The 21,121-nt window shown below is 70.9% G+C and carries 22 protein-coding genes, 1 pseudogene and 2 riboswitches; of the genes and pseudogenes, 14 read left to right on the top strand and 9 right to left on the bottom strand.

Features of this window, described 5'->3' with window-relative positions; genetic code table 11:
• Window positions 1-34: 34 nt before the first annotated feature.
• Window positions 35-781 carry an SDR family oxidoreductase gene (locus ACGFU7_RS30320; RefSeq protein WP_393699959.1) on the bottom strand — a complete coding sequence of 249 codons (747 nt, stop codon included), beginning with the start codon at window positions 779-781 and terminating at the stop codon, window positions 35-37.
• A gap of 233 nt (window positions 782-1,014) precedes the next feature.
• Here ACGFU7_RS30320 and ACGFU7_RS30315 point away from each other — a divergent pair, with 233 nt between their 5' ends.
• On the top strand, window positions 1,015-1,521 hold the full coding sequence (locus tag ACGFU7_RS30315) for a GNAT family N-acetyltransferase (protein WP_393699957.1): 507 nt from the start codon (window positions 1,015-1,017) through the stop codon (window positions 1,519-1,521).
• 113 nt (window positions 1,522-1,634) lie between these two features.
• Here ACGFU7_RS30315 and ACGFU7_RS30310 read toward each other — a convergent pair whose 3' ends face one another.
• Both ACGFU7_RS30310 and ACGFU7_RS30305 read right to left on the bottom strand, forming a co-directional pair.
• Window positions 1,635-2,408, bottom strand: a complete 774-nt coding sequence (locus ACGFU7_RS30310) for a CbtA family protein (RefSeq protein WP_393699956.1) — start codon at window positions 2,406-2,408, stop codon at window positions 1,635-1,637.
• A 28-nt stretch (window positions 2,409-2,436) separates the two neighbouring features.
• Window positions 2,437-2,652: a CbtB-domain containing protein gene (locus tag ACGFU7_RS30305; RefSeq protein WP_393699954.1), complete on the bottom strand. Its 216-nt coding sequence runs from the start codon at window positions 2,650-2,652 to the stop codon at window positions 2,437-2,439.
• Window positions 2,653-2,655: 3 nt separating this feature from the next.
• A riboswitch (adenosylcobalamin (AdoCbl) riboswitch) is annotated at window positions 2,656-2,804 on the bottom strand.
• 110 nt (window positions 2,805-2,914) lie between these two features.
• Here ACGFU7_RS30305 and ACGFU7_RS30300 point away from each other — a divergent pair.
• The 5 genes and pseudogenes from ACGFU7_RS30300 (at window position 2,915) to ACGFU7_RS30280 (ending at window position 8,077) form a co-directional block, all read left to right on the top strand.
• Window positions 2,915-3,508 carry a histidine phosphatase family protein gene (locus tag ACGFU7_RS30300; RefSeq protein ID WP_393699953.1) on the top strand — a complete coding sequence of 198 codons (594 nt, stop codon included), beginning with the start codon at window positions 2,915-2,917 and terminating at the stop codon, window positions 3,506-3,508.
• Window positions 3,509-3,568: 60 nt separating this feature from the next.
• Window positions 3,569-3,787: riboswitch (cobalamin riboswitch) on the top strand.
• A 163-nt stretch (window positions 3,788-3,950) separates the two neighbouring features.
• A complete protein-coding gene (metE, locus tag ACGFU7_RS30295; protein ID WP_393699952.1) occupies window positions 3,951-6,281 on the top strand; it encodes a 5-methyltetrahydropteroyltriglutamate--homocysteine S-methyltransferase in 2,331 nt (776 codons plus the stop codon).
• A gap of 216 nt (window positions 6,282-6,497) precedes the next feature.
• Window positions 6,498-7,358 (top strand): annotated as a pseudogene (locus tag ACGFU7_RS30290) (family 16 glycosylhydrolase); the annotation flags it as partial.
• 142 nt (window positions 7,359-7,500) lie between these two features.
• Complete coding sequence (locus ACGFU7_RS30285; RefSeq protein ID WP_393699950.1) at window positions 7,501-7,752, top strand: hypothetical protein; 252 nt, start codon at window positions 7,501-7,503, stop codon at window positions 7,750-7,752.
• A complete protein-coding gene (locus tag ACGFU7_RS30280; protein ID WP_393699949.1) occupies window positions 7,712-8,077 on the top strand; it encodes a hypothetical protein in 366 nt (121 codons plus the stop codon). Before ACGFU7_RS30285 ends, ACGFU7_RS30280 begins: the two co-directional genes overlap by 41 nt.
• Here the strand turns inward: ACGFU7_RS30280 and ACGFU7_RS30275 are convergent.
• A complete protein-coding gene (locus ACGFU7_RS30275) occupies window positions 8,031-9,473 on the bottom strand; it encodes a dihydrolipoyl dehydrogenase family protein (protein WP_393699947.1) in 1,443 nt (480 codons plus the stop codon). The genes ACGFU7_RS30280 and ACGFU7_RS30275 overlap by 47 nt on opposite strands.
• 115 nt (window positions 9,474-9,588) lie before the next feature.
• Between ACGFU7_RS30275 and trxA the strand changes: the two genes are divergently transcribed.
• Entirely contained in the window at window positions 9,589-9,960 is a 372-nt protein-coding gene (gene trxA / locus ACGFU7_RS30270) for a thioredoxin (RefSeq protein WP_393699945.1), read from the top strand.
• 103 nt (window positions 9,961-10,063) lie between these two features.
• On the opposite strand, the gene ACGFU7_RS30265 is transcribed toward trxA, so the two are convergent.
• Both ACGFU7_RS30265 and ACGFU7_RS30260 read right to left on the bottom strand, forming a co-directional pair.
• Window positions 10,064-10,357, bottom strand: a complete 294-nt coding sequence (locus ACGFU7_RS30265; RefSeq protein WP_393699944.1) for a hypothetical protein — start codon at window positions 10,355-10,357, stop codon at window positions 10,064-10,066.
• 71 nt (window positions 10,358-10,428) lie between these two features.
• Window positions 10,429-11,451: a LacI family DNA-binding transcriptional regulator gene (locus tag ACGFU7_RS30260; protein WP_393699942.1), complete on the bottom strand. Its 1,023-nt coding sequence runs from the start codon at window positions 11,449-11,451 to the stop codon at window positions 10,429-10,431.
• A 49-nt stretch (window positions 11,452-11,500) separates the two neighbouring features.
• On the opposite strand from ACGFU7_RS30260, the gene ACGFU7_RS30255 reads away from it, so the two are divergent.
• The 3 genes from ACGFU7_RS30255 (at window position 11,501) to ACGFU7_RS30245 (ending at window position 13,964) form a co-directional block, all read left to right on the top strand.
• Window positions 11,501-11,719: a hypothetical protein gene (locus ACGFU7_RS30255; protein WP_393699941.1), complete on the top strand. Its 219-nt coding sequence runs from the start codon at window positions 11,501-11,503 to the stop codon at window positions 11,717-11,719.
• 138 nt (window positions 11,720-11,857) lie between these two features.
• Window positions 11,858-13,372, top strand: a complete 1,515-nt coding sequence (locus ACGFU7_RS30250; RefSeq protein WP_393699939.1) for a flotillin family protein — start codon at window positions 11,858-11,860, stop codon at window positions 13,370-13,372.
• A gap of 124 nt (window positions 13,373-13,496) precedes the next feature.
• The gene (locus ACGFU7_RS30245; RefSeq protein WP_393699937.1) at window positions 13,497-13,964 is read left to right on the top strand and encodes a type II toxin-antitoxin system PemK/MazF family toxin; all 468 of its coding nucleotides are present in this window, start codon (window positions 13,497-13,499) and stop codon (window positions 13,962-13,964) included.
• On the opposite strand, the gene ACGFU7_RS30240 is transcribed toward ACGFU7_RS30245, so the two are convergent.
• Window positions 13,949-14,785: a TIGR02452 family protein gene (locus ACGFU7_RS30240; RefSeq protein ID WP_393699935.1), complete on the bottom strand. Its 837-nt coding sequence runs from the start codon at window positions 14,783-14,785 to the stop codon at window positions 13,949-13,951. The genes ACGFU7_RS30245 and ACGFU7_RS30240 overlap by 16 nt on opposite strands.
• Before the next feature lie 150 nt (window positions 14,786-14,935).
• On the opposite strand from ACGFU7_RS30240, the gene egtA reads away from it, so the two are divergent.
• From egtA to egtD, 4 genes are read left to right on the top strand one after another with little or no spacing between them, the layout of a single operon-like run.
• Window positions 14,936-16,255 (top strand): ergothioneine biosynthesis glutamate--cysteine ligase EgtA, encoded by a 1,320-nt coding sequence (gene egtA / locus ACGFU7_RS30235; protein ID WP_393699934.1) that lies wholly within the window; start codon window positions 14,936-14,938, stop codon window positions 16,253-16,255.
• On the top strand, window positions 16,252-17,613 hold the full coding sequence (egtB, locus tag ACGFU7_RS30230; RefSeq protein WP_393699933.1) for an ergothioneine biosynthesis protein EgtB: 1,362 nt from the start codon (window positions 16,252-16,254) through the stop codon (window positions 17,611-17,613). The genes egtA and egtB overlap by 4 nt, the downstream gene beginning before the upstream one ends.
• Complete coding sequence (gene egtC / locus ACGFU7_RS30225) at window positions 17,613-18,368, top strand: ergothioneine biosynthesis protein EgtC (protein ID WP_393699931.1); 756 nt, start codon at window positions 17,613-17,615, stop codon at window positions 18,366-18,368. Before egtB ends, egtC begins: the two co-directional genes overlap by 1 nt.
• Window positions 18,365-19,327 carry an L-histidine N(alpha)-methyltransferase gene (gene egtD, locus ACGFU7_RS30220; RefSeq protein ID WP_393699929.1) on the top strand — a complete coding sequence of 321 codons (963 nt, stop codon included), beginning with the start codon at window positions 18,365-18,367 and terminating at the stop codon, window positions 19,325-19,327. Before egtC ends, egtD begins: the two co-directional genes overlap by 4 nt.
• On the opposite strand, the gene ACGFU7_RS30215 is transcribed toward egtD, so the two are convergent.
• The gene (locus ACGFU7_RS30215) at window positions 19,270-20,178 is read right to left on the bottom strand and encodes a lysophospholipid acyltransferase family protein (protein ID WP_393699928.1); all 909 of its coding nucleotides are present in this window, start codon (window positions 20,176-20,178) and stop codon (window positions 19,270-19,272) included. The two genes, egtD and ACGFU7_RS30215, sit on opposite strands and share 58 nt — an antisense overlap.
• Complete coding sequence (locus ACGFU7_RS30210) at window positions 20,175-20,990, bottom strand: GNAT family N-acetyltransferase (protein WP_393699927.1); 816 nt, start codon at window positions 20,988-20,990, stop codon at window positions 20,175-20,177. The genes ACGFU7_RS30215 and ACGFU7_RS30210 overlap by 4 nt, the downstream gene beginning before the upstream one ends.
• Between the last annotated feature and the right edge of the window lie 131 nt (window positions 20,991-21,121).

Raw genomic sequence — 21,121 nt, 5'->3', positions numbered from 1 at the left:
AGTGGGGTGGGCGGGGCCGTGTCGTGGCGGCGGCTCAGACGATGCCGCCGTTGGCGCGCAGCACCTGGCCGTTGACCCAGCGGGCCGGACCGGCGAGGAAGGAGATCACCTCGGCGATGTCCTGCGGGGTGCCCAGCCGTTCCAGCGGTGCCTGACCGGCCAGCTTCGCGATGGTCTGCTCGTCCTTGCCGTCCAGGAACAGGGCGGTGGCGGTCGGTCCGGGGGCCACGGCGTTGACCGTGATGTCCCGCCCGCGCAGCTCACGGGCCAGGATCAGGGTCATGGCCTCGACGGCGCCCTTGGTGGCGGCGTAGGCGCTGTAGCCGGGCATGGCCAGCGACAGCACGGAGCTGGAGAAGTTGATGATCGCCCCGCCCTTGCGCAGGCGGCGGGCCGCCTGCTGGTCGACGACGAACGTCCCGCGGATGTTGGTGCGGTGCATCCGGTCCAACGCGTCCAGATCGGTGTCGACCAGCGGCGCCAGCGTCATGACGCCGGCCGCGTGCACGACCACGTCGACTCCGCCGAAGGTCTCCTCGGCCGTGTCGAAGAGTGCCGAGACCGCGACCTCGTCGGCCACGTCGGCGCGGAAGGCGATGGCCTGCCCGCCCGCCGCGGTGATCGCCGCAACCGCCGACTCGGCCTCGGCCTGGTTGCCCGCGTAATTGATGACGACGGCGAATCCCTCGGACGCCAGTCGCTCGGCGCTCTCGCGGCCGATGCCCCGGGATCCTCCGGTGACGATCGCCACCCGGCACGTGGTGGTTTTCTGCTCGCTCATGACGGTGCTCCCTGTTTCAGGTGGGCCGGTGGATTCCGTAACCGGACGAGAGCAACGCTAACACCAACGCAGTATCGATGCTACCTTTCTCGCGTAACAGCGCTACGTTCAGCGCTACCCCGGGCCCTGCAAGGCCTCAGCAGGGCCCCACCAGAGTCCCCGCCCCGCTTCGGACGCTCCCGTCGGACAATCCGGATGCCTTCCACCCGCCCCGCGTGATACTTCGGTCGGTCATGACCGACCTTGAGACTCCCCGCCTCCTCCTCCGCCTGATGCGCGCCTCCGATGCCTTGCAGGTGATGGCGGGCAAGCCGGGAGACGGTGCCCACTGGGCGCCCGGATACCCGTCCCCCGGCGAGATGGCCGCGGCCGAGCGCTTCCTCGGCACATGCGCGACGACAGGTGATCCCAGCCCCTTCGGTTCGTACGAAATACGCCGCCGCGAGGACGGAGAGGTGATCGGCGGCCTGGGATTCCATGGCGCTCCGGACGAGAACGGGCACGTCACGATCGGCTACGGCCTCGTGCCCTCGGCGCAGGGAATGGGTTACGCCACCGAGGCGCTGCGCGCACTGCTCCTGTTCGCCCGCGACCAGGGTGTGAGCTGCGTGCACGGCGACACCGACCTGGACAACCTCGCCTCCCAGCACGTCATGACAGCCGTCGGCATGCGCCTGGTGAAGGAGGACGCGCTGCTGAAGCACTACCGGATCGACTGGAGCCGGCAGGCCGAGGAGTAGAGAGCCCGCAGCCGCTCATCCCTCCGGGCGGGACTGCGCAGGGCAGGACGACGGAACCCGCCGGGAAGCTCCCGGCGGGTTCCGATGTCTTCTGTTGGGCAGCGGTGCGTCGGTCAGCCGGCCGCGGTGGCTGCCCGGTTCGCCGCGCCGTTTCCGGTCCTGACGGAGTCGGCCCTCGGCACGAGAAGCCGTTCCGTCAGCCAGCCGAAGACGAGGCCGAAGGTGATCCAGAGAGTGGCCTGCACGGCGAGCGTGGCCAGGCGGAACTCCCACAGCAGGCCGGCCGGGAAGTCCTTTCCGACCTCGTTGAACGAGGGCAGGAACGCGTACGCGAGCCCGATCACGAGGACGTAGGCGGCGGATGCGGCGATCGTCGCGTTCCAGGTGCCCAGGCGGGGAGCCAGCCGCTTGCCGAGGATGACGGCGGCGACGGCCAACAGCACGCTGAGGGCGACCATCAGGAAGAACAGGGCGGTGCGTTGGCCGATGGTGTCGGGGTTGCCGACGGCCGGCGGGTTGGCCGGGTACTTCAGGAACGGCACGATGTACACCGTCAGCAGGGCCGCGCCCGCGATCAGGGCGGCCGTGGCCCGCGGGCCGAATCTGCCGATCCGGCCGAGGGCGTAACAGAAGACGAGCGCGGCGATGCCGCCGATCGCCACGCCGAAGACGAGCACACCGGTGGCAAGGCCGGCGGTGGACTGCATGGTACGGCTGACGAGTTCCTCGCCGCCGCCGTGGTCATGGCTGTGCGCCTCTTCGAGAGCGATGGCCGCGTCCACCCGGGACTCGCCGAGGAAGTAGGCGACGACCAGAGCGAGCGCGCCCGCGGCGAGGCCGGCCAGCATGCCGCGGACGAGCAGAGCTCTGACAGATATGGAGTTCATGAGGATTTCCCCTGGATCGGACGGTACGTCAGTGGCAGGGGAAACCGAGGAGGTGGCGGCCGTCGTGGACCCACTCGTGGACACCTTCGCCGGAGATGACCGCGGTGGCGCCCTGCTCGGCACCGACGAAGTACAGCAGTACGAGCATGAGGATGCCGAAGAAGACCGCCCAAGGGGCAATGGCCTTCAGGGAGATGGGGGTGATCGCCGGTACGGCGGTGGCGGGGGCAGCAATCTGTGCCATGACAGAACCTCCTGAGGGAACACGCGTCCCGATCGTGGTGCCTGAGACGAAGGTGCCGGGTCTGACTTCCCGTACGGGTACGGGTTCACAGTGGCGCGACCGTGCCGGATTCTCACCGGACTTCCGTCACACCTTCGTCATGTTCGTCGCGACCATACCGCCTGGGAGCGGGCGCGGCCATGGTGCCGTCGGCGGGGCCGGAACGCCCGGATGCCATGGTGGGCGCACTGGAGGGGCCATAGTTCAGGGAGTTGACCCGGTCATGACGGTACAGGTGATGTTGATCTCACCAGCGCTCAACGCCGCGCTGCGCGAGGCCCGCTTCGACGGCGATGCGCCGCTCGACGCGGTCGGGGCTCGGTGGGCCCGGGCCGCTGCGGCGGCGGTGCCCGCGGCGGACCGGTATATGTGCGGGCCGTCCGAGCGGTGCGCGGGGACCGCCGACGTGTTGGGGTTGCGTGCAGAGCCCGAACTCACGCTCCGTGGCTGGGACATGGGCCGGTGGAGCGGGCAGCGGCTGGCGGAGGTGAGCGGGAGTGAGCCGGAGGCGGTTTCGGCCTGGATGACCGATCCTTCGGCGGCTCCGCACGGCGGCGAATCGTTGCTGGAGTTCTGCGCCCGGGCCGGCCGCTGGCTGGAGTCCGTGGAGTCCCTGTACGGCGAGGAGGGCGGCCGTGTGCTGGGGGTCGTCGAGCCTGCGGTGGTGCGGGCGGTGATCGTACGGGCGCTCGCTCTGCCGACGGAGGCATTCTGGCGGCTGGACGTCGCCCCGCTGACACTGACCGGGCTCAGCGGCCGGTCCGGGCGGTGGAACCTGCGCTGTGGGCAGCCGCTGTCCCCCGCTCCGGGGGACTGACGTACTCCCGTGGCCCACACTGCATGAACAACTGAGGTGCCGCCGCCGCCGGTCAGCGCCTACTGTGGTGGTGCAGCTGGTTCGCCCTGTCCGCCAGACAGGCGCGTCGCAAGAGGGAACCCGGTGGGAATCCGGGACTGCCCCGCAGCGGTGAGTGGGAACGACCGCCGTCATCAAGCACTGGACCCGATACGGGTTCGGGAAGCGACGGCCAGTAGGTGTCTCGTACACGAGATGTGCCCGCGAGTCCGAAGACCTGCCACTGCCCGTGCGCGTCGGACGCACACGGTGATCTCGGTGACCTCGTGGGCGGGTCGGCGTACATATCGGGCAGGGCATGCGCGCCGGTACGGCGTTGCGGTTCCGCCCGGTCCGTCATCCCTTCGCGCCTTCGATACGTCCCGGGGTCGTATCAGGACACACGCTCGCGAAGGAGAGTTCCGTGACCAGCAAGTCCGCAGCCGCGGCAACCCGGGCCACCGTGTACGGCTATCCCCGCCAAGGGGGCGACCGGGAGCTGAAGAAGGCCGTCGAGGGGTACTGGAAGGGCCGCGTCACCGCAGCCGCACTCCGGGAGACCGCCGCAGACCTCCGCCGCGCCAACTGGCGCCGGCTCGCCGACGACGGCATCCACGAGGTCCCGACCGGCGACTTCTCGTACTACGACCATGTGCTGGACACCAGCGTGATGGTCGGTGCCGTACCGGTCAGGCATCGCGAAGCCGTCGAAACCGACGGGCTGGACGGCTATTTCGCGATGGCGCGCGGTACGCAGGACGTGGCGCCGCTCGAAATGACCAAGTGGTTCGACACGAACTACCACTACCTGGTGCCGGAGCTCGGCCCCGACACCGTTTTCGCCGCCGATTCCACCAAGCAGGTCGCGGAGTTCGAGGAAGCGCTGGCGCTCGGGCTCAGCCCTCGGCCGGTGCTCGTCGGTCCGGTGACCTATCTGCTGCTGGCCAAGCCCGCTCCGGGCGTCGCCGCCGACTTCGAGCCGCTGACGCTGCTCGACCGGCTGCTGCCGGTGTACGCCGAGGTGCTGGCCGATCTGCATGCGGCCGGTGCCCGGTGGGTGCAGCTCGACGAGCCCGCCCTGGTGCAGGACCGCACTCCGGCGGAGCTGAACGCCGCCGCGCGCGCCTACCGCGACCTGGGTGCGCTCGCCGACCGGCCCAAGCTCCTCGTCGCCTCCTACTTCGACCGGCTCGGTGAGGCCCTCGCCGTGCTGGCGAAGGCGCCGGTCGACGGGCTCGCGCTCGACTTCACCGGTCCGGCAGCCGCCAATCTGCGGGATCTCGCCGCGGTCGGCGGTCTGCCGGGCAGGCGGCTGGTCGCCGGGGTCGTCGACGGGCGCAACGTATGGATCAACGACTACCAGCAGTCTCTCACCACGCTCGGCACCCTGCTCGGCCTCGCCGGCCGCGTCGATGTGGCGGCCTCCTGCTCCCTGCTGCACGTCCCCCTCGACGCGACCGCCGAGCGTGACATCGACCCGCAGGTGGCGCGCTGGCTGTCCTTCGCCCGGCAGAAGTCCGTCGAGATCGCCACCCTGGCTCGGGGCCTCGCACAGGGTACGGACGCGATCGCCGCCGAACTCGCCGCGAACCGTGCCGATCTGGCCTCGCGGGCCGGTTCGGCGATCACCCATGACCCGGCGGTCCGGGCACGGGCCGCGGCCGTCACGGAGTCCGACGGGCGCCGCGAAGCGTCGTATCCCCAGCGGGCAGTGGCCCAACGCGAGCGTCTGCGGCTTCCGTTGCTGCCCACGACCACGATCGGTTCGTTCCCGCAGACGACCCAGCTGCGCACCGCACGCGCAGATCTGCGGGCCGGACGCATCGACACCGTCACGTACGACAAGCGCATCGAGGCAGAGATCCAGGAGGTGCTCGCGTTCCAGGAGACGGCGGGCCTCGATGTGCTGGTGCACGGCGAACCCGAACGCAACGACATGGTGCAGTACTTCGCCGAACAGCTCACCGGCTACCTCGCCACCCGGCACGGCTGGGTCCAGTCGTACGGCACCCGGTATGTCCGGCCGCCGATCCTGGCCGGGGACATCTCCCGCCCGGAGCCGATGACGGTGCGCTGGACGGCGTACGCGCAGTCGCTCACCGCCCGTCCGGTCAAGGGCATGCTGACCGGTCCTGTCACCATGCTCGCCTGGTCCTTCGTCCGAGACGACCAGCCGCTCGGCGAGACCGCGCGCCAGGTCGCCCTCGCACTGCGGGACGAGGTGAACGACCTTGAGACGGCGGGCAGTTCGGTCATCCAGGTGGACGAACCCGCGCTGCGCGAGACGCTGCCACTGCGGGCCGTCGATCGCGCCGGGTATCTGGCCTGGGCCACCGAGTCGTTCCGGCTGGCCACCAGTGGCGTACGCCCCCGGACCCAGATTCATACGCATATGTGCTACGCGGAGTTCGGGGACATCCTCAGGGCCATCGACGACCTGGATGCCGATGTGATCAGCCTGGAGGCGGCGCGCTCCCATATGCAGGTGGCCGACGAGCTGGCCTCGGCGGGCTACCCGCGGGAGGTCGGTCCCGGCGTGTACGACATCCACTCCCCACGGGTACCGAGCGCCGACGAGGCGGCGGCTCTGCTGCGTAAGGGGCTCGAAGCGATTCCCGCCGAACGGCTGTGGGTCAATCCCGACTGCGGTCTGAAGACCCGGGGCTGGCCGGAAGTCCGCACCTCGCTGGAGAACCTGGTCTCGGCGGCCGCCGAGGTGCGGGCAGCTCTGCCCGGTACGACAACCGCGCACTGATCGCGCCGCGGCCGGGACGGGTGTCCGCGCGGGCGCCCGTCCCGGCCGCCCAATCGCCGGGTGGATGCAAGAAGTATGGTCCGTACCAGAGTCTTGACACGGTGTTGGTTCACTTCTTAAATCGCATACAGAACCAAACCCTCTCCCCGCTCCCCCACGGCGAGTGCTTGTCATATACATGACGACACATGCCATCCCGCACGGGAAGGACCCCCCATGACCTCCCCCCACCTCACGCGACGCCTCCTGGTGTCCGCACTCTCCGCGCTCGCCCTCGTCTCGGCCTCCTCCGGTCTCGCGGCCGGGGTGCCTCTGCCCGAACCGCGGGCCACAGCGGCGGCAGCGACGTTCACCGACGATTTCGACGGCCCCGCGGGCTCCGGCGTCGACGGCGGCAAGTGGCAGATCGAGACCGGCGACAACGTCAACAACCACGAACGGCAGTACTACACGGCAGGGAACAACAACGCCGCACTCGACGGCCAGGGCCACCTCGTCATCACCGCACGCAGGGAGAATCCGAACAACTACCAGTGCTGGTACGGAACTTGCGAGTACACCTCAGCACGGATGAACACATCCGGAAAGTTCACCCAGACATACGGACACGTCGAGGCCCGGATGAAGGTGCCGCGCGGTCAGGGCATGTGGCCCGCCTTCTGGATGCTGGGCGACGACATCGGTCAGGTCGGCTGGCCCAATTCGGGCGAGATCGACGTCATGGAGAACGTCGGCTTCGAACCGTCCACGGTCCACGGCACGTTGCACGGCCCCGGTTACTCCGGCTCCGGGGGGATCGGTGCCGCGTACACCCTGCCGGGCGGGCAGACGTTCGCCGATGACTTCCACACCTTCGCCGTCGACTGGGCCCCCGACTCGGTGACCTGGTCGGTGGACGGCAACGTCTATCAGCGCCGCACACCCGCCGATCTCGGCGGCAACACGTGGGTGTTCAACAAGCCCTTCTTCCTGATCCTCAACCTCGCGGTCGGCGGCTACTGGCCGGGCGACCCCGACGGCAGCACCTCCTTCCCGCAGCAACTCGTCGTCGACCATGTGCGGGTCACCACCAGCAACCTTCAGCCGCCGGCCTGACCGCCCCGCCCCGCCGCGCCGGGGCCCTCGGCCGTGCCGGTGAGTCCTGGTCCCAGCATCCGCAACGACTGGTTGCGGTGCCCCGCACCCACCGAGGACGTCGACCGACTCGGGAGGTGGCGGAATGTCGGCGAAACGTGTCGTGGCCGGGGACGATCCCGTACTGCGTTTCCGTGGAGCGGTGTCGTTGCACCACGGACCCGGCTGGGTCGCGCCCTGGCGGGTGCCGTGCGAGGAGGTGAGGCTGCATCTGCCGGAGGGCGGGATCGGGCGGGCCGCCACCGCCCGCCTCGGTCCGCATCACGCTGCGGACCGAGGCCGAGGCCGTGCGGGCCATGACCGACACCACGGTGCTGCGCGGCCCCGACGCGGGTGACATCCGGCTCTCCGAGCACGCCGCCCCCGGCCACCGGGAAGATCTCCGACATCGCCTGGAAACAGCCCTGTTGTTCGTCTCACTCGATCTGTCGGTGGTGCGGCGGATCAGTGACCGGGTACTGGTGATGCAGGACGCGGAGGTGGAGGACGGGCCGGCCGAGGATGTGTTCGACGCGCCGCGGCATCCGTACTCGAAGTCGCTGCTCGTGGCCGTCGTCACGGTCGGTACAGATGCCGCCCCGCCCGGGGAGCTGCTGGAGACGGGCGGGCCGGGCCCTACGCGTCCCGGTACGCCTCCAGCAGGCGCAGCCAGACCTCACTGATCGTCGGATACGCGGGGACGGCGTGCCACAGCCGGTCGATGGGGACCTCGCCCGCGACCGCGATCGTCGCCGAGTGCAGCAGTTCGCCGATGCCCGGTCCGACGAAGGTGACACCGAGCAGGATCTCCCGGTCGAGGTCCACGATCATGCGGGCGCGGCCGCGGTAGCCGTCCGCGTACAGACCGGAGCCCGCCACCGCGGCAAGGTCGTAATCGACTGCGCGTACGCGGTGGCCGGCCTGCTCGGCCTCGGCGAGGGTGAGGCCGACCGATGCGGCCTCCGGGTCGGTGAAGACGACCTGGGGGACGGCCGCGTGGTCGGCGGTGGCCGCGTGGGCGCCCCAGCGGTCGGTCTCCAGCAGCGGGACACCGGAGGCGCGGGCAACGATCGCGGCGCCCGCGATGCGTGCCTGGTACTTGCCCTGGTGGGTGAGGAGCGCCCGGTGGTTGACGTCGCCGACCGCGTAGAGCCAGGTGGTGCCGTCGACGCGGCAGCTGTCGTCGACGGTGAGCCAGGAGCCGGGCTTCAGACCCACCGTTTCCAGGCCGAGGTCGTCGGTGCGCGGGGCGCGGCCGGTGGCGAAGAGGATCTCGTCGGCCTCGACGCGCTCGCCGTTGGCCAGCTCCACGGCGACCGGGCCGTCCGGCACCGCACGCCGTACGGAGGTCGCGGAGACTCCGGTACGGATGTCGGCGCCCGCCTCCGTCAGCGCCCGGGCGACCAGCTCGCCCGCGAAGGGTTCCATCTTCGGCAGGAGCCCCTTGCCGCGGATCAGCATCGTCACCCGGGCGCCGAGGGCCTGCCAGACGGTGGCCATCTCCACCCCGACCACGCCGCCCCCGACGATCACGAGGCGGCCGGGCACCTTCTTGGCGCTCGTCGCCTCCCGGCTGGTCCAGGGGCGGACCCCGCCGATGCCGGGCAGGGCCGGGACGACGGCGCGGCTGCCGGTGCAGACGGCGACGGCCTGCCGGGCGGTGAGCCGGTGTTCCGTGCCGTCGGGGGCGGTGACGGAGACCGTCTTCTTACCGGTGAGCCGGCCTTGGCCCCGGTAGATATCCGCTCCGACGCCCTCCAGCCAGGCGGCCTGTCCGTCGTCCTTCCAGTGCGAGGCGTATTCGTCACGGTGGGCGAGGACCGCTGCCGTGTCCAGCGGTCCCTGCACGGCGTCGCTGAGGCCCGGGACGCAGCGGGCGTCGGCGCGGGCGACGACCGGGCGCAGCAGGGCCTTGCTGGGCATGCAGGCCCAGTAGGAGCACTCGCCGCCGATGAGTTCCGCCTCGACGACCGCTGTGCTCAGCCCGGCGGCACGGGCCCGGTCGGCGACGTTCTCACCTACCGGACCTGCTCCGATCACCACGACGTCGTACTCGGTGTTCAGGGAAGCATCTGTCATGGGGACAGTCTGGTCGTGCGTGTGCGCGGCGGCCACATGGGCAGGCGGAATAGCGCAAGTACAAGCACGGTTGTGTCGGACAGGTCCGAACGGGCACAGGAAGAGGTAGCAGAGCATGAGCACCGTTGAGCTCACCAAGGAAAACTTCGATCAGGTCGTCAGTGACAACGAGTTCGTCCTGATCGACTTCTGGGCTTCCTGGTGTGGCCCGTGCCGGCAGTTCGCGCCGGTCTACGACGCGGCTTCGGAGCGCCACGGCGACCTGGTCTTCGCCAAGGTCGACACGGAGGCGCAGCAGGAGCTGGCGGCGGCCTTCGAGATCCGTTCCATTCCCACGCTGATGATCGTCCGGGAAAATGTGGCGGTGTTCGCCCAGCCCGGAGCGCTGCCGGAGGCGACGCTGGAGGACATCATCGGACAGGCCAGGAAGCTGGACATGGACGAGGTCCGCAAGTCCATCGAGGACCAGCAGAAGGAACAGAAGTAGGCTCCGCGCGCGCATGAGCAGGGTGAGGGGCCCGACCGGACCGGTCGGGCCCCTTTCCGTGGCCTTCCATCGCCTTCCGCGGCCGGAAACGGGCGGCCCGGCCTCAGCTGTCGGCGTCACTGTCGGCCTTGCCTTCGGCGTCCTTCTCCTTGATCCGGACCGAGAGGCCGTAGTCCAGCTCGGCGCCGTCGACCAGCAGGGCCTCGACCGTGTGCGTCGCCGGGTCGATGTCCGCCACGATGCCTTCGCCCGAATACCGGGGGTAGCCGGATGCCCCCGTCTCGCCGGTCGCCACCACGACCGCCGAACGGATGGCCCCGCCGGGCTCGGCGGCATCGTTGGTGTCCTCGGTGAATCCGGGGACCAGCAGGATCTCGTAACTCTGCGGATGGCTCATGGTCATGACGCTAAGCAAGCGGCGCGCGGTGCGCACGTTGCCGCGCTGCTGCACCGTGCGGAGCCGGTGGCTCAGCTGGACTCGCGGTGGACCACCCCGGCCCGCAGCAGGTCGTGGTGCTCGGGGGCGCCGCCGGGGTGCTGCACCAGCCGGTCGACAAGGTCCGCCAGCGGCTGTGGCGTGGCCAGCTCCATCCGCACGGTGCTGAGCCGGGGCCGCAGCAGTCTGCCGAGCATCAGGTCGTCGGCGCCGACCACGGCCGTCTCGCGGGGCACCTCGATGCCCGCGTCCTGAAGGGCCCGCATCAGGAGCATCGCGTATTCGTCGTTGTACGCGAACACGGCATCGAGGCCCAAGGTGCGCCAGCGGGTGGCCAGCCGGGCGGCCGACTCCTCCTCGTACCGCAGCGGCAGCGGTTCGATACGGGCCCCGTGGCTCTGTGCGGCCTGCCGGGCCCCGGCCAGCCGGGGTTCGGCGAACAGGCCGAGGCCGCTTTCCTCGGGCATGACGACGCCGATGCGGCGCCGGCCGCGCTCCAGCAGATGTCCGATCGCACAGCTGCCGACCTCCCGCTGGTCCATGACCAGCGCATGGGCACCGGCCACCGGCCGGGGGCCGAGGGTGATCACGGCCTTGGCTCCGGATCGCCTGAGTACGGATATGCCCTGCGGGGTGAGGGCGATCGTGCCGGGTGCGATGACGGCTACGGGACGGAGTTCGGCCCAGGCACGGGGCGCATCGTCGGCGTCCAAGCCGGTGCTGCCGTACTGGACCACGGTGTAGTCGAGGCGGCGCAGCCCGGATTCCAATTGGTGGAAGAAGCGGTGGTGGAGCGGGCCGGCCGGGAAGTTCACGGTGGGCAGCAGCACCATGCGGGTGTGTCCGGCACGCAGGCTGCGGGCCGCCGCGTGCGGTACGTAGCCCAGTTCGGTGGCTGCTTCCCTGACCCGGCGGCGGGTGGGTTCGCTGATCCGCACGGCCGCGTTGTTGTTCAGTACGTACGACACGGTGGCCCGGGAGACTCCGGCGAGCCGTGCCACATCGGCACTGGTCGGGACGGGGCCTTCGGTGGGCTGGTTCGGTAACTGGCTCATGGCGTCGGGCAGTCTTCCAGACCCGTGCGGCGTGGGTACGCTCCGGGGCATGGATGACTCCTCGATGGTGGGACTGATCGGCCGCGTGACCGGAACGGTGGGGCCGGGGCTGGTCGGCGAGGTGATCGTACGGATCCGGGGCGGCGCCGAGCACTTCCTCGCGCATCCGGCGTCGGCGAAGGAACGCATCGAGGTCGGCACGGTGGTGACGGTGATCGAGTATCTGCCGCCGCGCACGGTGTATGTGGCTCCCGCATACGGCAGTTGAGGCTTCCGCGGGAGGGTCTTGACACCTTTCGTCGTCAAGAATGCGGCAAGGATCCGCACGCGTCTTCTCCACCGGCGCGAGCAGGAGAAGACTCCTCCTGTTCAGCGGTGCCGACGGGGCACTGCGATAAGGGGGCGCATGCCGATGGTCATCGGCGTCACGGCGGGTCTCGTACTCGCCGCCATCATTGTGTTGATCGGCCTGTTCAAGCTGATGTGGCGAGTGGCCGAGCCGAACGAAGCACTGGTCATCTCCGGCTCCAAGCACAAGACCGAGGGTCTCGGGCAGGGCATGGGGTTCCGGATCGTCACCGGTCACGGCACGCTCGTCCTGCCCGGGGTCCAGGCGGTGCGGAAGATGTCCCTGGACCTCAACGAGACCGAGCTGTCCGTCGATTGCGTCACGCATCAGGGGATTCCGCTGCGGGTGCGGGGCGTTGTCATCTTCAAGGTGGGCGACGACTTCGTGTCGATCGCCAATGCGGCCCGCCGCTTCCTCGACCAGCAGAAGATGATGTCGGAGCGGGTGCACAACGTGTTCGCCGGTCATCTGCGGTCCATCGTGGGCGGGTTGACGGTCGAGGACATGATCCGGGACCGGGAGAAACTCACCGGGCAGACCCGGGCGGCGTGCGGGACCGAGATGGAGAAGCTCGGACTGATCGTCGACTCGCTCCAGATCCATGAGATCGAGGACCCGACGGGTTACATCAAGAACCTGGCGATGCCGCATGCGGCGGCGGTGCAGCGGGATGCCCGGATAGCGCAGGCCGAGGCCAACCGGCGGGCCACCGAGGCGGAGCAGCAGGCCGCCGCCCGGATGTCGGAGGCGACTCGCGACAGCGAGATCCTGCAGGCCGGGTATCAGGCCGAGCGCGACAAGGCGGCGGCCAGCTCCCGGCAGGCGGGTCCGCTGGCCGACGCGGCGGCCCGGCAGGAGGTCGTGGTCCAGGAGACCAGGGTCGCCGAACTGGAGGCCCAGCGGCGTGAGCAGCAGCTGCAGGCCGATGTGCGCAAGCCCGCGGACGCCCAGGCGTACGAGAAGCGCACCCTGGCGGAGGGCGAGCGCGACGCCCGGATCTCGGCAGCCGAGGCGAAGGCGCGGGAGACGGAGCTCGCGGCGGTCGCGGAGGCCAACCGGGTCAAGACGGCGGCGCTGGCGGAGGCCGAGGCGACGAAGGCGCGCGGTGCCGCCGCCGCGACGGCGACCAGGGCGACGGGTGAGGCAGAGGCCGCCGCGGCCCAGGCCAAGGGGCTGGCACTGGCCGAGTCGACCCGCGCCAAGGGCCTCGCCGAGGCGGAGACGATCAAGGCCAGGGCCGCGGCCCTGGCGGAGAATCAGGAGGCGGTCGTCGCACAGCAGCTGGCCGAGAAGTGGCCGGAGATCGTCGAGGCGGGCGCGGGCGCCTTCAGCAGCGTGGACCACATGGTGCTGCTGAACGGGGCCGACGGCATGTCGGACATGTTCGCGAAGGCGCTGACGATGGGCGGCACGGGTCTGGGACTGGCCCGGCAGCTGCTGGCGACGATGAGTCAGGACAGCCCGGCGGAACCGGCGCCCGAGGTCAACGGGGCCGCACCGGCCGCCCAGTCCTCGCCGCGCAAGCAGCGGATTCCGGTGACGGGTGGTCAGGAGGGCGACACGCCTTCCTGACCGGCCCGGCCGGCTGTGGCCGGTGCACGCCCCTCGGCCTCGGGCGAGCACCGGCCACGGCTCCGGGTCCTCGAAGTCGAGACCCGCTCCACGGAATGGGCCGTACAGGTCCTACGGTGTGGGGATGGCCATCCAGCAACGTGACGACAGCACCGACAGCCCGGCCGTCTTCCCCGGCCGCACCGGACCTACCGCGACATCCGAGGCCGACCCGCTCGACGTGGGCCCGGTCCGCACCTCGTACGCCCCCGACCGGGACGGCGACCCCGACCCCGGCGAGATCGTCTGGACCTGGGTGCCGTTCGAGGAGAACGACGGGCGCGGCAAGGACCGTCCGGTTCTGGTGGTGGCCCGTGAGGCGGCGGGCACGCTGCTCGCCGTGCAGCTCTCCAGCAAGCAGCACGACCGGGACCGCGAGTGGGTGGCGCTCGGGGCCGGACCGTGGGACAGCTCGGGCCGCCCGTCCTGGGTCGATCTGGACCGGGTACTGCGAGTGCACGAGGACGGGATGCGGCGTGAGGCGTGTGCTCTGGACCCGGACCGGTTCGATCTGGTCGCCGGCCGGCTGCGGGAGCGCTACGGCTGGAACTGACCGCTGAACGTCCGGGCGAAGGCGGCCCTGGTGGCGGATTCGGGGCTGCGGTCGAGGATGCCGAAGACGATCTGCTCGAAGTGCCCGGCGAACCTGCCGCCGTCCAGAAGCAGTGTCCGGAACGCACCGGCCACCTGCGCCGGTTCGTTGCGGAACACGCCGCAGCCCCAGGCGCCCAGCACCAGCCTGCGGTACCCGCGCACCGCCGCGACCTCCAGCACCCGCTCGGCCCGGGACGCGAGCGCGGCGGGGATGCGGTGCGCGTCCTCGGGGGTGCGGCTGCGGATGACTCCGGCGTTGGGTGCCGGGGAGGTGAGGAAGCCCGCGGTGTACGGGGTGTCGAGCAGCCGCCCCCGGTCGTCGCGGAACACCGGCACGCCGGGTGAGTGAATCACCCGGTCGGTGTAGAAGGCGCTGCGTTCGGCGCGGTGGTGGGCGTAGTAGTCGGGGGCGCGCAGCAGCGTGGCGTACAGGGCCGATCCCCGGCACAGGGCTTCCTCCTGGGCCTGCGCGCCGTTGAGATAGCCGCCTCCGGGATTGCGGGCGGATGCGTAGCTCAGGACGGCGACCTTGCCGGGCCCCTCGCCGGTCATCCGGCGCGCCGCCTGCAGACTGCTCTCGTCGGTGACCTCGACGACCGGCGCGCGGTCGGAGTCGAGTGCCGCGACCGGTACCGGCTCGGGTCCGTACAGCCTGGTACCCGAGAACGCGGTGGTCAGCGCACGCTCGATGCTCACCTCACGCCCTTCCCGCGTGCGGTAGCGGCCGGCCTCGACGATGGCCTCGGTCTCTCGCGCGATGCCGCGCAGGCGTGCGCTCATCGGTACTCCCCCGTGTGGTGCATACGGGGCATGCTCGGCGCTCCAGCGGCATGGATGCAACCGAATTTCCGACGCACAGGGGCACTCTTGTGCGATCCCCCCGCAGGGGTTTGGGTGGTAGGGACGAACCGAGCAGAAGGAGGCCCCGGCATGTCATCCGACACACCCGGAGACCACGGTCCGCCCGGCCAGGCCCCGCCCCTCGGCGAGGGCGAGGCGGAGGATTTACTGCGCTGCATCTGCTTCAAGACCGGACCGCCCCGCACGGTGGGTGTAGAACTCGAATGGCTCATTCACCACCGGGATCAGCCCCGCGTCCCTGTCCCCCACCACCGTCTCGACGCGGCCGCCGACATCCTCCGGGCCCTGCCCCTGAGTGCGGCGCTCACCTTCGAACCCGGCGGCCAGCTGGAGCTCAGCTCGCGCCCCGCCGACTCCCTGATGGCGTGCATCGACGCCACCACCGCCGATCTCGCCACGGTACGTGACGCCCTGGACCGGGTGGATCTCGTACCGGTGGGTCTCGGGGTCGATCCGTGGCATCCACCGCGCCGTCTGCTGCACGAGCCCCGCTACGACGCCATGGAGACCTCGCTCGACCGGTCGGGACCGGCCGGCCGCGCCATGATGTGCACCACCGCATCCGTTCAGGTATGCCTGGACGCAGGAGAGGAGGAACCGGGTCCGCTCGGCTACGGGCGGCGCTGGCAGCTGTGCCATCTGCTGGGCGCGGTGCTGGTGGCGGTCTTCGCCAACTCGCCGTTCCAGTTCGGCCGCCCGACACCGTGGCGGTCCACCCGGCAGTCGCTCTGGGCCGACCTCGATCCCTGGCGGTCCCTGGCACCGCCCGGCCATCTGCCACCGCGCGACGCCTGGGCCACGCATGTCCTGGACACCCCGGTGATGTGCATCCGGGACGACGACGGGCCGTGGGCAGTACCGGACGGGCTGACCTTCCGCGACTGGATCCGTACCGGCGCGCCGAGACCACCGGTGCGCGCCGACCTCGATTACCACATCAGCACCCTCTTTCCGCCCGTGCGCCCGCGCGGACATCTTGAGCTGCGCATGATCGACGCGCAGCACGGCGCGGACGGGTGGCTGGTGCCGCTCGCCGTCACCACCGCCCTGTTCGACGACCCGGAGGCCGCCGAGACCGTGTACCGCACCGTCAAACCACTGGCCGAGACGGCCGGGCCGCAGCCCGCGCCGCGCAATCCCCTCTGGGTGGGCGCCGCCCGCGACGGCCTGACCGATCCCGAACTGCGGTCGGCGGCCACCACCTGCTTCGAACTCGCGCTGGAGGCGCTGCCCCGGATAGGAGCGACCACGGCCGTGCAGGAGGCGGTGGCGGACTTCAACGACCGCTTCGTCGCCCGGGGCCGATGTCCGGCCGACGATCTTCCCGAACTGCTCGCGCCGGGTTCAGCGGGTGATTCGGGCCACCACTTCGAGGGGCCCCGCTCATGACCGAATCCCCCACGCCCGCCGCATCCGGTCCGCACATTCCGGCCGGACCGGGCGAGGCGGACACCGAGGCGCTCCGGCAGCGCGCCCTCGCCGCGCTGCTCACCGCCCGTGAACGCACCACGCTTCTCACCGACAGCGTGGACGACCATGAACTGGCCGCCCAGCACTCACCGTTGATGTCCCCCCTGGTCTGGGACCTCGCGCACATCGGTAATCAGGAGGAGCTGTGGCTGCTGCGCGGGGTGGCCGGGCGGGAGGCGATGCGCCCGGAGATCGACGGGCTGTACGACGCCTTCGAGCATCCCCGGGCGTCCCGTCCCTCGCTGCCGCTGCTGGCGCCCGCCGAGGCTCGTATCTACGCGGCGGAGGTACGTGGTCGCGCGCTGGACGTACTCGACGGCACGGCACTGCACGGTGACCGTCCGCTGGTGCGGGCCGGTTTCGCCTTCGGCATGATTGCCCAGCATGAACAGCAGCACGACGAAACGATGCTGATCACCCATCAGCTCAGATCGGGTCCTGCCGTCCTGACCGCGCCCGTGCCGCCCGCACCCGCCGACGCGGCGGGCCTGCCCGATGAAGTCCTGGTCCCGGGCGGCCCGTTCACCATGGGCACGTCCACCGAGCCGTGGGCCCTCGACAACGAACGCCCCGCCCATGTGCGCGACGTACCGGACTTCTTCATCGACACGACCCCCATCACCTGCGGTGCGTACCGGAGGTTCATCGAGGACGGCGGCTACACCGAGCAGCGATGGTGGGCCCCCGAGGGCTGGGCGATGGTCCGCGAGCACGAACTGGCCGCTCCCCTGTTCTGGCACCGGGACGCCGGTCAGTGGCTGCGCCGCCGCTTCGGAGTGACCGAGACGGTGCCCGAGAACGAACCGGTGCTCCATGTCAGCTGGTACGAGGCGGATGCGTACGCCCGCTGGGCCGGGCGCCGGCTGCCGTCGGAAGCGGAATGGGAGAAGGCAGCGCGCCACGACCCGGCGTCGGGGCGTTCGCGGCGCTATCCGTGGGGCGACGAGGACCCGACCCCCGAGCGGGCCAACCTGGGTCAGCGCCATCTGCGACCGGCACCTGCGGGGGCGTACGCCGCAGGCCGGTCGCCGCTCGGTGTACGGCAGTTGATGGGTGACGTATGGGAGTGGACGTCGAGCGACTTCCTGCCCTATCCCGGTTTCTCGGCGTTCCCGTACCGCGAGTACTCCGAGGTGTTCTTCGGACCGGCGCACAAGGTGCTGCGCGGCGGTTCGTTCGCCGTGGGACCGGTGGCGTGCCGGGGGACGTTCCGCAACTGGGACCTGCCGGTGCGGCGTCAGATCTTCTCCGGGTTCCGTACCGCGAGGGATCTCTGATGTGCCGCCATATCGCGTATCTGGGACCGCCGGTGGCTCTCGGCGAGCTGCTGACCGGGCCGCCCCACGGCCTTGTGCGCCAGTCCTGGGCGCCGAGACACCAGCGGCATGGGACCGTCAACGCCGACGGTTTCGGCGTCGGCTGGTACGCGGACGGCGATCCGGTGCCCGGCCGCTACCGGCGCCAGGGCCCGGTCTGGGGCGACCGGACGTTCGCCGATCTGGCCCGAGTGGTGCGCAGTCCGGCGCTGCTCGCGGCGGTGCGTGACGCCACCGAGGCGGACGCGGACGGCGAGGCGGCGGCCGCGCCGTTCGCCGCCGGACCGCTGCTGTTCAGCCACAACGGCGCGGTGAAGGGCTGGCCTCAGTCCCTGGCACCGCTGGCCGCCGCGCTGCCCCCGGCCGAACTGCTGACCCTCGCCGCCCGCTGCGACTCGGCCCTGGTCTGGGCTCTCGTACGACACCGCCTCGCCGACGGCGACGAACTGCCGCAGGCCGTGGCCGACACCGTGCTCGACGTGGCGGCCGCGGCGCCGGAATCGCGGCTGAATCTGCTGCTCATCGATGGCACCACGATCGTGGCAACGGCCTGGGGCGACACCCTGTGGTATCTCGCCGAGCCCGGCCTGCGCACGGTCGTGGCCTCGGAGCCGTACGACGACGATCCGCACTGGCGCACGGTCCCCGACCGGACGTTGCTGACGGCGACCCGCGCCGAAGTTCTGCTGACCCCGCTCAAGGAGCCCACTGAGTGAGTCCCTTTCTGCTGACCCGCACCCTGCCGATGGACGCGACGGACGCGGCGCTGCGCGCCGATGTGCTGCACGGCCTGACCCGGCATCCGAAGACACTGCCGCCCAAGTGGTTCTACGACGCGCACGGCAGTGAACTGTTCGAGGAGATCACCCGGCTCCCCGAGTATTACCCGACCCGCGCCGAGCGCGAGATCCTGATCGACCGCGCCGAGGAGATCGCCGGGGCGTCCGGGGCGCAGACCCTGATCGAGCTGGGGTCGGGGTCGTCGGAGAAGACCCGGCATCTGCTGGACGCGCTGCCCGCGCTGCACAGTTACGTACCGGTCGATGTGAGCGAGAGCGCGCTGCGCGGCGCTGCCGAGGCCCTGCTCGCGCAGCGGCCCGACCTCTCCGTGCACGCCCTGATCGCCGACTTCACGGGCGGTCTCGCACTGCCGGGCACCCCGGGGCCGCGGCTGATCGCGTTCCTGGGCGGCACGATCGGCAATCTGCTGCCCGACGAGCGGTCGGTGTTCCTGAAGTCGGTACGGTCGTTGCTCTCCCCCGGCGACGCACTGCTGCTCGGCACGGATCTGGTGAAGGACGAGAAGGTGCTGGTTGCCGCTTACGACGATGCGGCCGGGGTGACGGCGGAGTTCAACAAGAACGTCCTGAGGGTCGTGGACCGGGAGCTGGGCGCGGACTTCGACCCGGCCGACTTCGATCATGTGGCTCTCTGGGATCCGGAGCGGGAATGGATCGAGATGCGGCTGCGGGCCCGCGAGGCGCTCACGGTGAAGGTCCCGGATCTGGATCTGGTGGTGGCCTTCGAGGCCGGCGAGGAGTTGCGCACGGAGGTGTCGACCAAATTCCGCAAGGAGGGCGTCCGGGCCGAGCTCGCCGCGGCCGGTCTGAGGATGGATCAGTGGTGGACGGATTCCGGGGACCGGTTCGCGCTGTCGTTGGCGACGGCGGTCTGAGCGAGGCGGGCCAGGGTGCGGCGGTCCGGGCAGTGGCCCGCCGGGATCTGCGGCAGGACGCGGATCTCGGCGGTCAGCCCGGCCGCCGTCACCACCCGCCACAGTGAGGCGATGAGCGGATCGTCGCCGACGAACGCGGCCGCACCGGCCGGGGCTGTGTGCTCCGCCGGTGCGGAGCCCTCGTGGCCGGGCGACCGACTGCCCGCACCGGCCGCCTGTGCGGCAGCAGTGCTGCGCGGCGGCGCGGTGCGGTAGGTGATGCGTACTGGATGAACGGTGGCGTTCGCGTCGATCGCGGCCTGGAACACGGCGGGCCCGAACCGGCCGCCGCCGCGACCGCACCAGGTGGTGCCCTCCGGGAAGGCGACCACCCGAGAACCGCCGCGCAGCGCCGCCGCGATGTCGCTCACGGCCGTGGGCAGTGAGCGCAGCCGGTCGCGTTCGACGAAGAGCGTGCCGCCGGCGGCGGCGAGCCGGCCGAGCAGCGGCCAGTTCCGTATCTCGCTCTTGGCCAGCATCCGGCCGGGGAGCACGGCCGCGACGAGCGGGATGTCCAGCCATGAGATGTGGTTCGCGACGACGAGCGCGCCCGGTGCGCCTGCCCCGGGTGCACCGATGACCCGCACACGTACCCCGAAGGCCCGCACGACCCCGTACGCCCAGCGCCGGATCAGCCGCTCCCGCCGTGCCGCGCCGAGCAGCACCACGAACGGGACACCCAGCACCCCGGCCAGGATGAGCGTGCACCCGGCGAGCAGCAGGGCCACGGCCGCCACGCGGCCCCGCGCGCGGCCGTCGTGACCGGCGCAGGTGAGCGGGGTGCAGGGTGCGGTGGGCAGCCAGGGGTTCATCGCAGTGGGGCGAGCGCGAGGAAGTGGCGCAGGTAGCGGGGGTCGGTGCGGCGCAGCGACAGCAGTACGTACAGGTCGGCGACGTTGAAGTCGGGGTCGTACGCGGGCGCCCCGCAGACCCAGGCACCCAGTCGCAGATAGCCGCGGAGAAGGGGCGGGAGCGTGGAGAGTCCGGTGGGCACGTCTCCCCGTCCTGCGGCTGTGGCGGTGGGCTGCCAGAGGCGGTGGGGGCTGACCCAGTGGTCCTCGGGTGCCAGGTGCTTCGTCCGTACGGTTTCCCATGCCCCGGCCGCGGCGACGCCACCGTCGGCGAGGGGTATCGAGCAGCAGCCGGCCAGCCAGTTGTGCCCGGTGCGTTCCATGTAGCGGGCGAGTCCGGCCCAGATCAGCGCGATGACGGCGCCGTCCCGGTGGGCCGGGTGGACACAGGACCGGCCGACCTCGACGAGGTCGTCACGGATCGGGCCGAGCCGGCCGAGGTCGAACTCGCTCTCCGCGTAGAGGCGCCCGGCGATCCGTGCCCGGTCGGGCGGCAGCAGACGGTAGGTGGCGACGACATCGCCGGTGGTCTCCTCCCGTACCAGCAGATGGTCGCAGTATGCATCGAACGCGTCGCTGTCCAGACCGGGTTCGGATCCTTCCAGCCTGGCGCCGAGCTCGCCGGCGAAGACCAGATGGCGCAGGCGCTGGGCCGCACGCACCTCTTCCTGGTCGACGGCGAGGGACACCCGGTAGCGCGACGGGGCGGGCGGGACGGACTGCGTGGGAACAACGGGGGCGGCGGGGAGAGAAGTGACGGGCAGCGCGTTCATGACGGTCTCCGGGGACGGATCGGCAAGGGCGGCCGCCGGGCCGTCGCACTGCTGCGAAGGCCCGGCCCCTTACTTCTTCCGTGACCGGCTGGATTCGATATGACCGCATGGGAGAGCCGGGATGTGCGAAG

It is taken from the genome of Streptomyces sp. NPDC048473, assembly GCF_043200155.1.
Classification (GTDB): domain Bacteria; phylum Actinomycetota; class Actinomycetes; order Streptomycetales; family Streptomycetaceae; genus Streptomyces.
This window is presented reverse-complemented; position numbering and strand designations above follow the sequence as displayed.

Excerpts from the sequence above, each read along its gene's own strand:
- ACGFU7_RS30320 (WP_393699959.1), bottom strand. The coding sequence starts at position 781 with ATGAGCGAGCAGAAAACCACCACGTGCCGGGTGGCGATCGTCACCGGA.
- ACGFU7_RS30315 (WP_393699957.1), top strand. The coding sequence starts at position 1,015 with ATGACCGACCTTGAGACTCCCCGCCTCCTCCTCCGCCTGATGCGCGCC.
- ACGFU7_RS30310 (WP_393699956.1), bottom strand. The coding sequence starts at position 2,408 with ATGAACTCCATATCTGTCAGAGCTCTGCTCGTCCGCGGCATGCTGGCC.
- ACGFU7_RS30305 (WP_393699954.1), bottom strand. The coding sequence starts at position 2,652 with ATGGCACAGATTGCTGCCCCCGCCACCGCCGTACCGGCGATCACCCCC.
- ACGFU7_RS30300 (WP_393699953.1), top strand. The coding sequence starts at position 2,915 with ATGACGGTACAGGTGATGTTGATCTCACCAGCGCTCAACGCCGCGCTG.
- ACGFU7_RS30285 (WP_393699950.1), top strand. The coding sequence starts at position 7,501 with ATGTCGGCGAAACGTGTCGTGGCCGGGGACGATCCCGTACTGCGTTTC.
- ACGFU7_RS30280 (WP_393699949.1), top strand. The coding sequence starts at position 7,712 with ATGACCGACACCACGGTGCTGCGCGGCCCCGACGCGGGTGACATCCGG.
- ACGFU7_RS30275 (WP_393699947.1), bottom strand. The coding sequence starts at position 9,473 with ATGACAGATGCTTCCCTGAACACCGAGTACGACGTCGTGGTGATCGGA.
- trxA (WP_393699945.1), top strand. The coding sequence starts at position 9,589 with ATGAGCACCGTTGAGCTCACCAAGGAAAACTTCGATCAGGTCGTCAGT.
- ACGFU7_RS30265 (WP_393699944.1), bottom strand. The coding sequence starts at position 10,357 with ATGAGCCATCCGCAGAGTTACGAGATCCTGCTGGTCCCCGGATTCACC.
- ACGFU7_RS30260 (WP_393699942.1), bottom strand. The coding sequence starts at position 11,451 with ATGAGCCAGTTACCGAACCAGCCCACCGAAGGCCCCGTCCCGACCAGT.
- ACGFU7_RS30255 (WP_393699941.1), top strand. The coding sequence starts at position 11,501 with ATGGATGACTCCTCGATGGTGGGACTGATCGGCCGCGTGACCGGAACG.
- ACGFU7_RS30250 (WP_393699939.1), top strand. The coding sequence starts at position 11,858 with ATGCCGATGGTCATCGGCGTCACGGCGGGTCTCGTACTCGCCGCCATC.
- ACGFU7_RS30245 (WP_393699937.1), top strand. The coding sequence starts at position 13,497 with ATGGCCATCCAGCAACGTGACGACAGCACCGACAGCCCGGCCGTCTTC.
- ACGFU7_RS30240 (WP_393699935.1), bottom strand. The coding sequence starts at position 14,785 with ATGAGCGCACGCCTGCGCGGCATCGCGCGAGAGACCGAGGCCATCGTC.
- egtA (WP_393699934.1), top strand. The coding sequence starts at position 14,936 with ATGTCATCCGACACACCCGGAGACCACGGTCCGCCCGGCCAGGCCCCG.
- egtB (WP_393699933.1), top strand. The coding sequence starts at position 16,252 with ATGACCGAATCCCCCACGCCCGCCGCATCCGGTCCGCACATTCCGGCC.
- egtC (WP_393699931.1), top strand. The coding sequence starts at position 17,613 with ATGTGCCGCCATATCGCGTATCTGGGACCGCCGGTGGCTCTCGGCGAG.
- ACGFU7_RS30215 (WP_393699928.1), bottom strand. The coding sequence starts at position 20,178 with ATGAACCCCTGGCTGCCCACCGCACCCTGCACCCCGCTCACCTGCGCC.
- ACGFU7_RS30210 (WP_393699927.1), bottom strand. The coding sequence starts at position 20,990 with ATGAACGCGCTGCCCGTCACTTCTCTCCCCGCCGCCCCCGTTGTTCCC.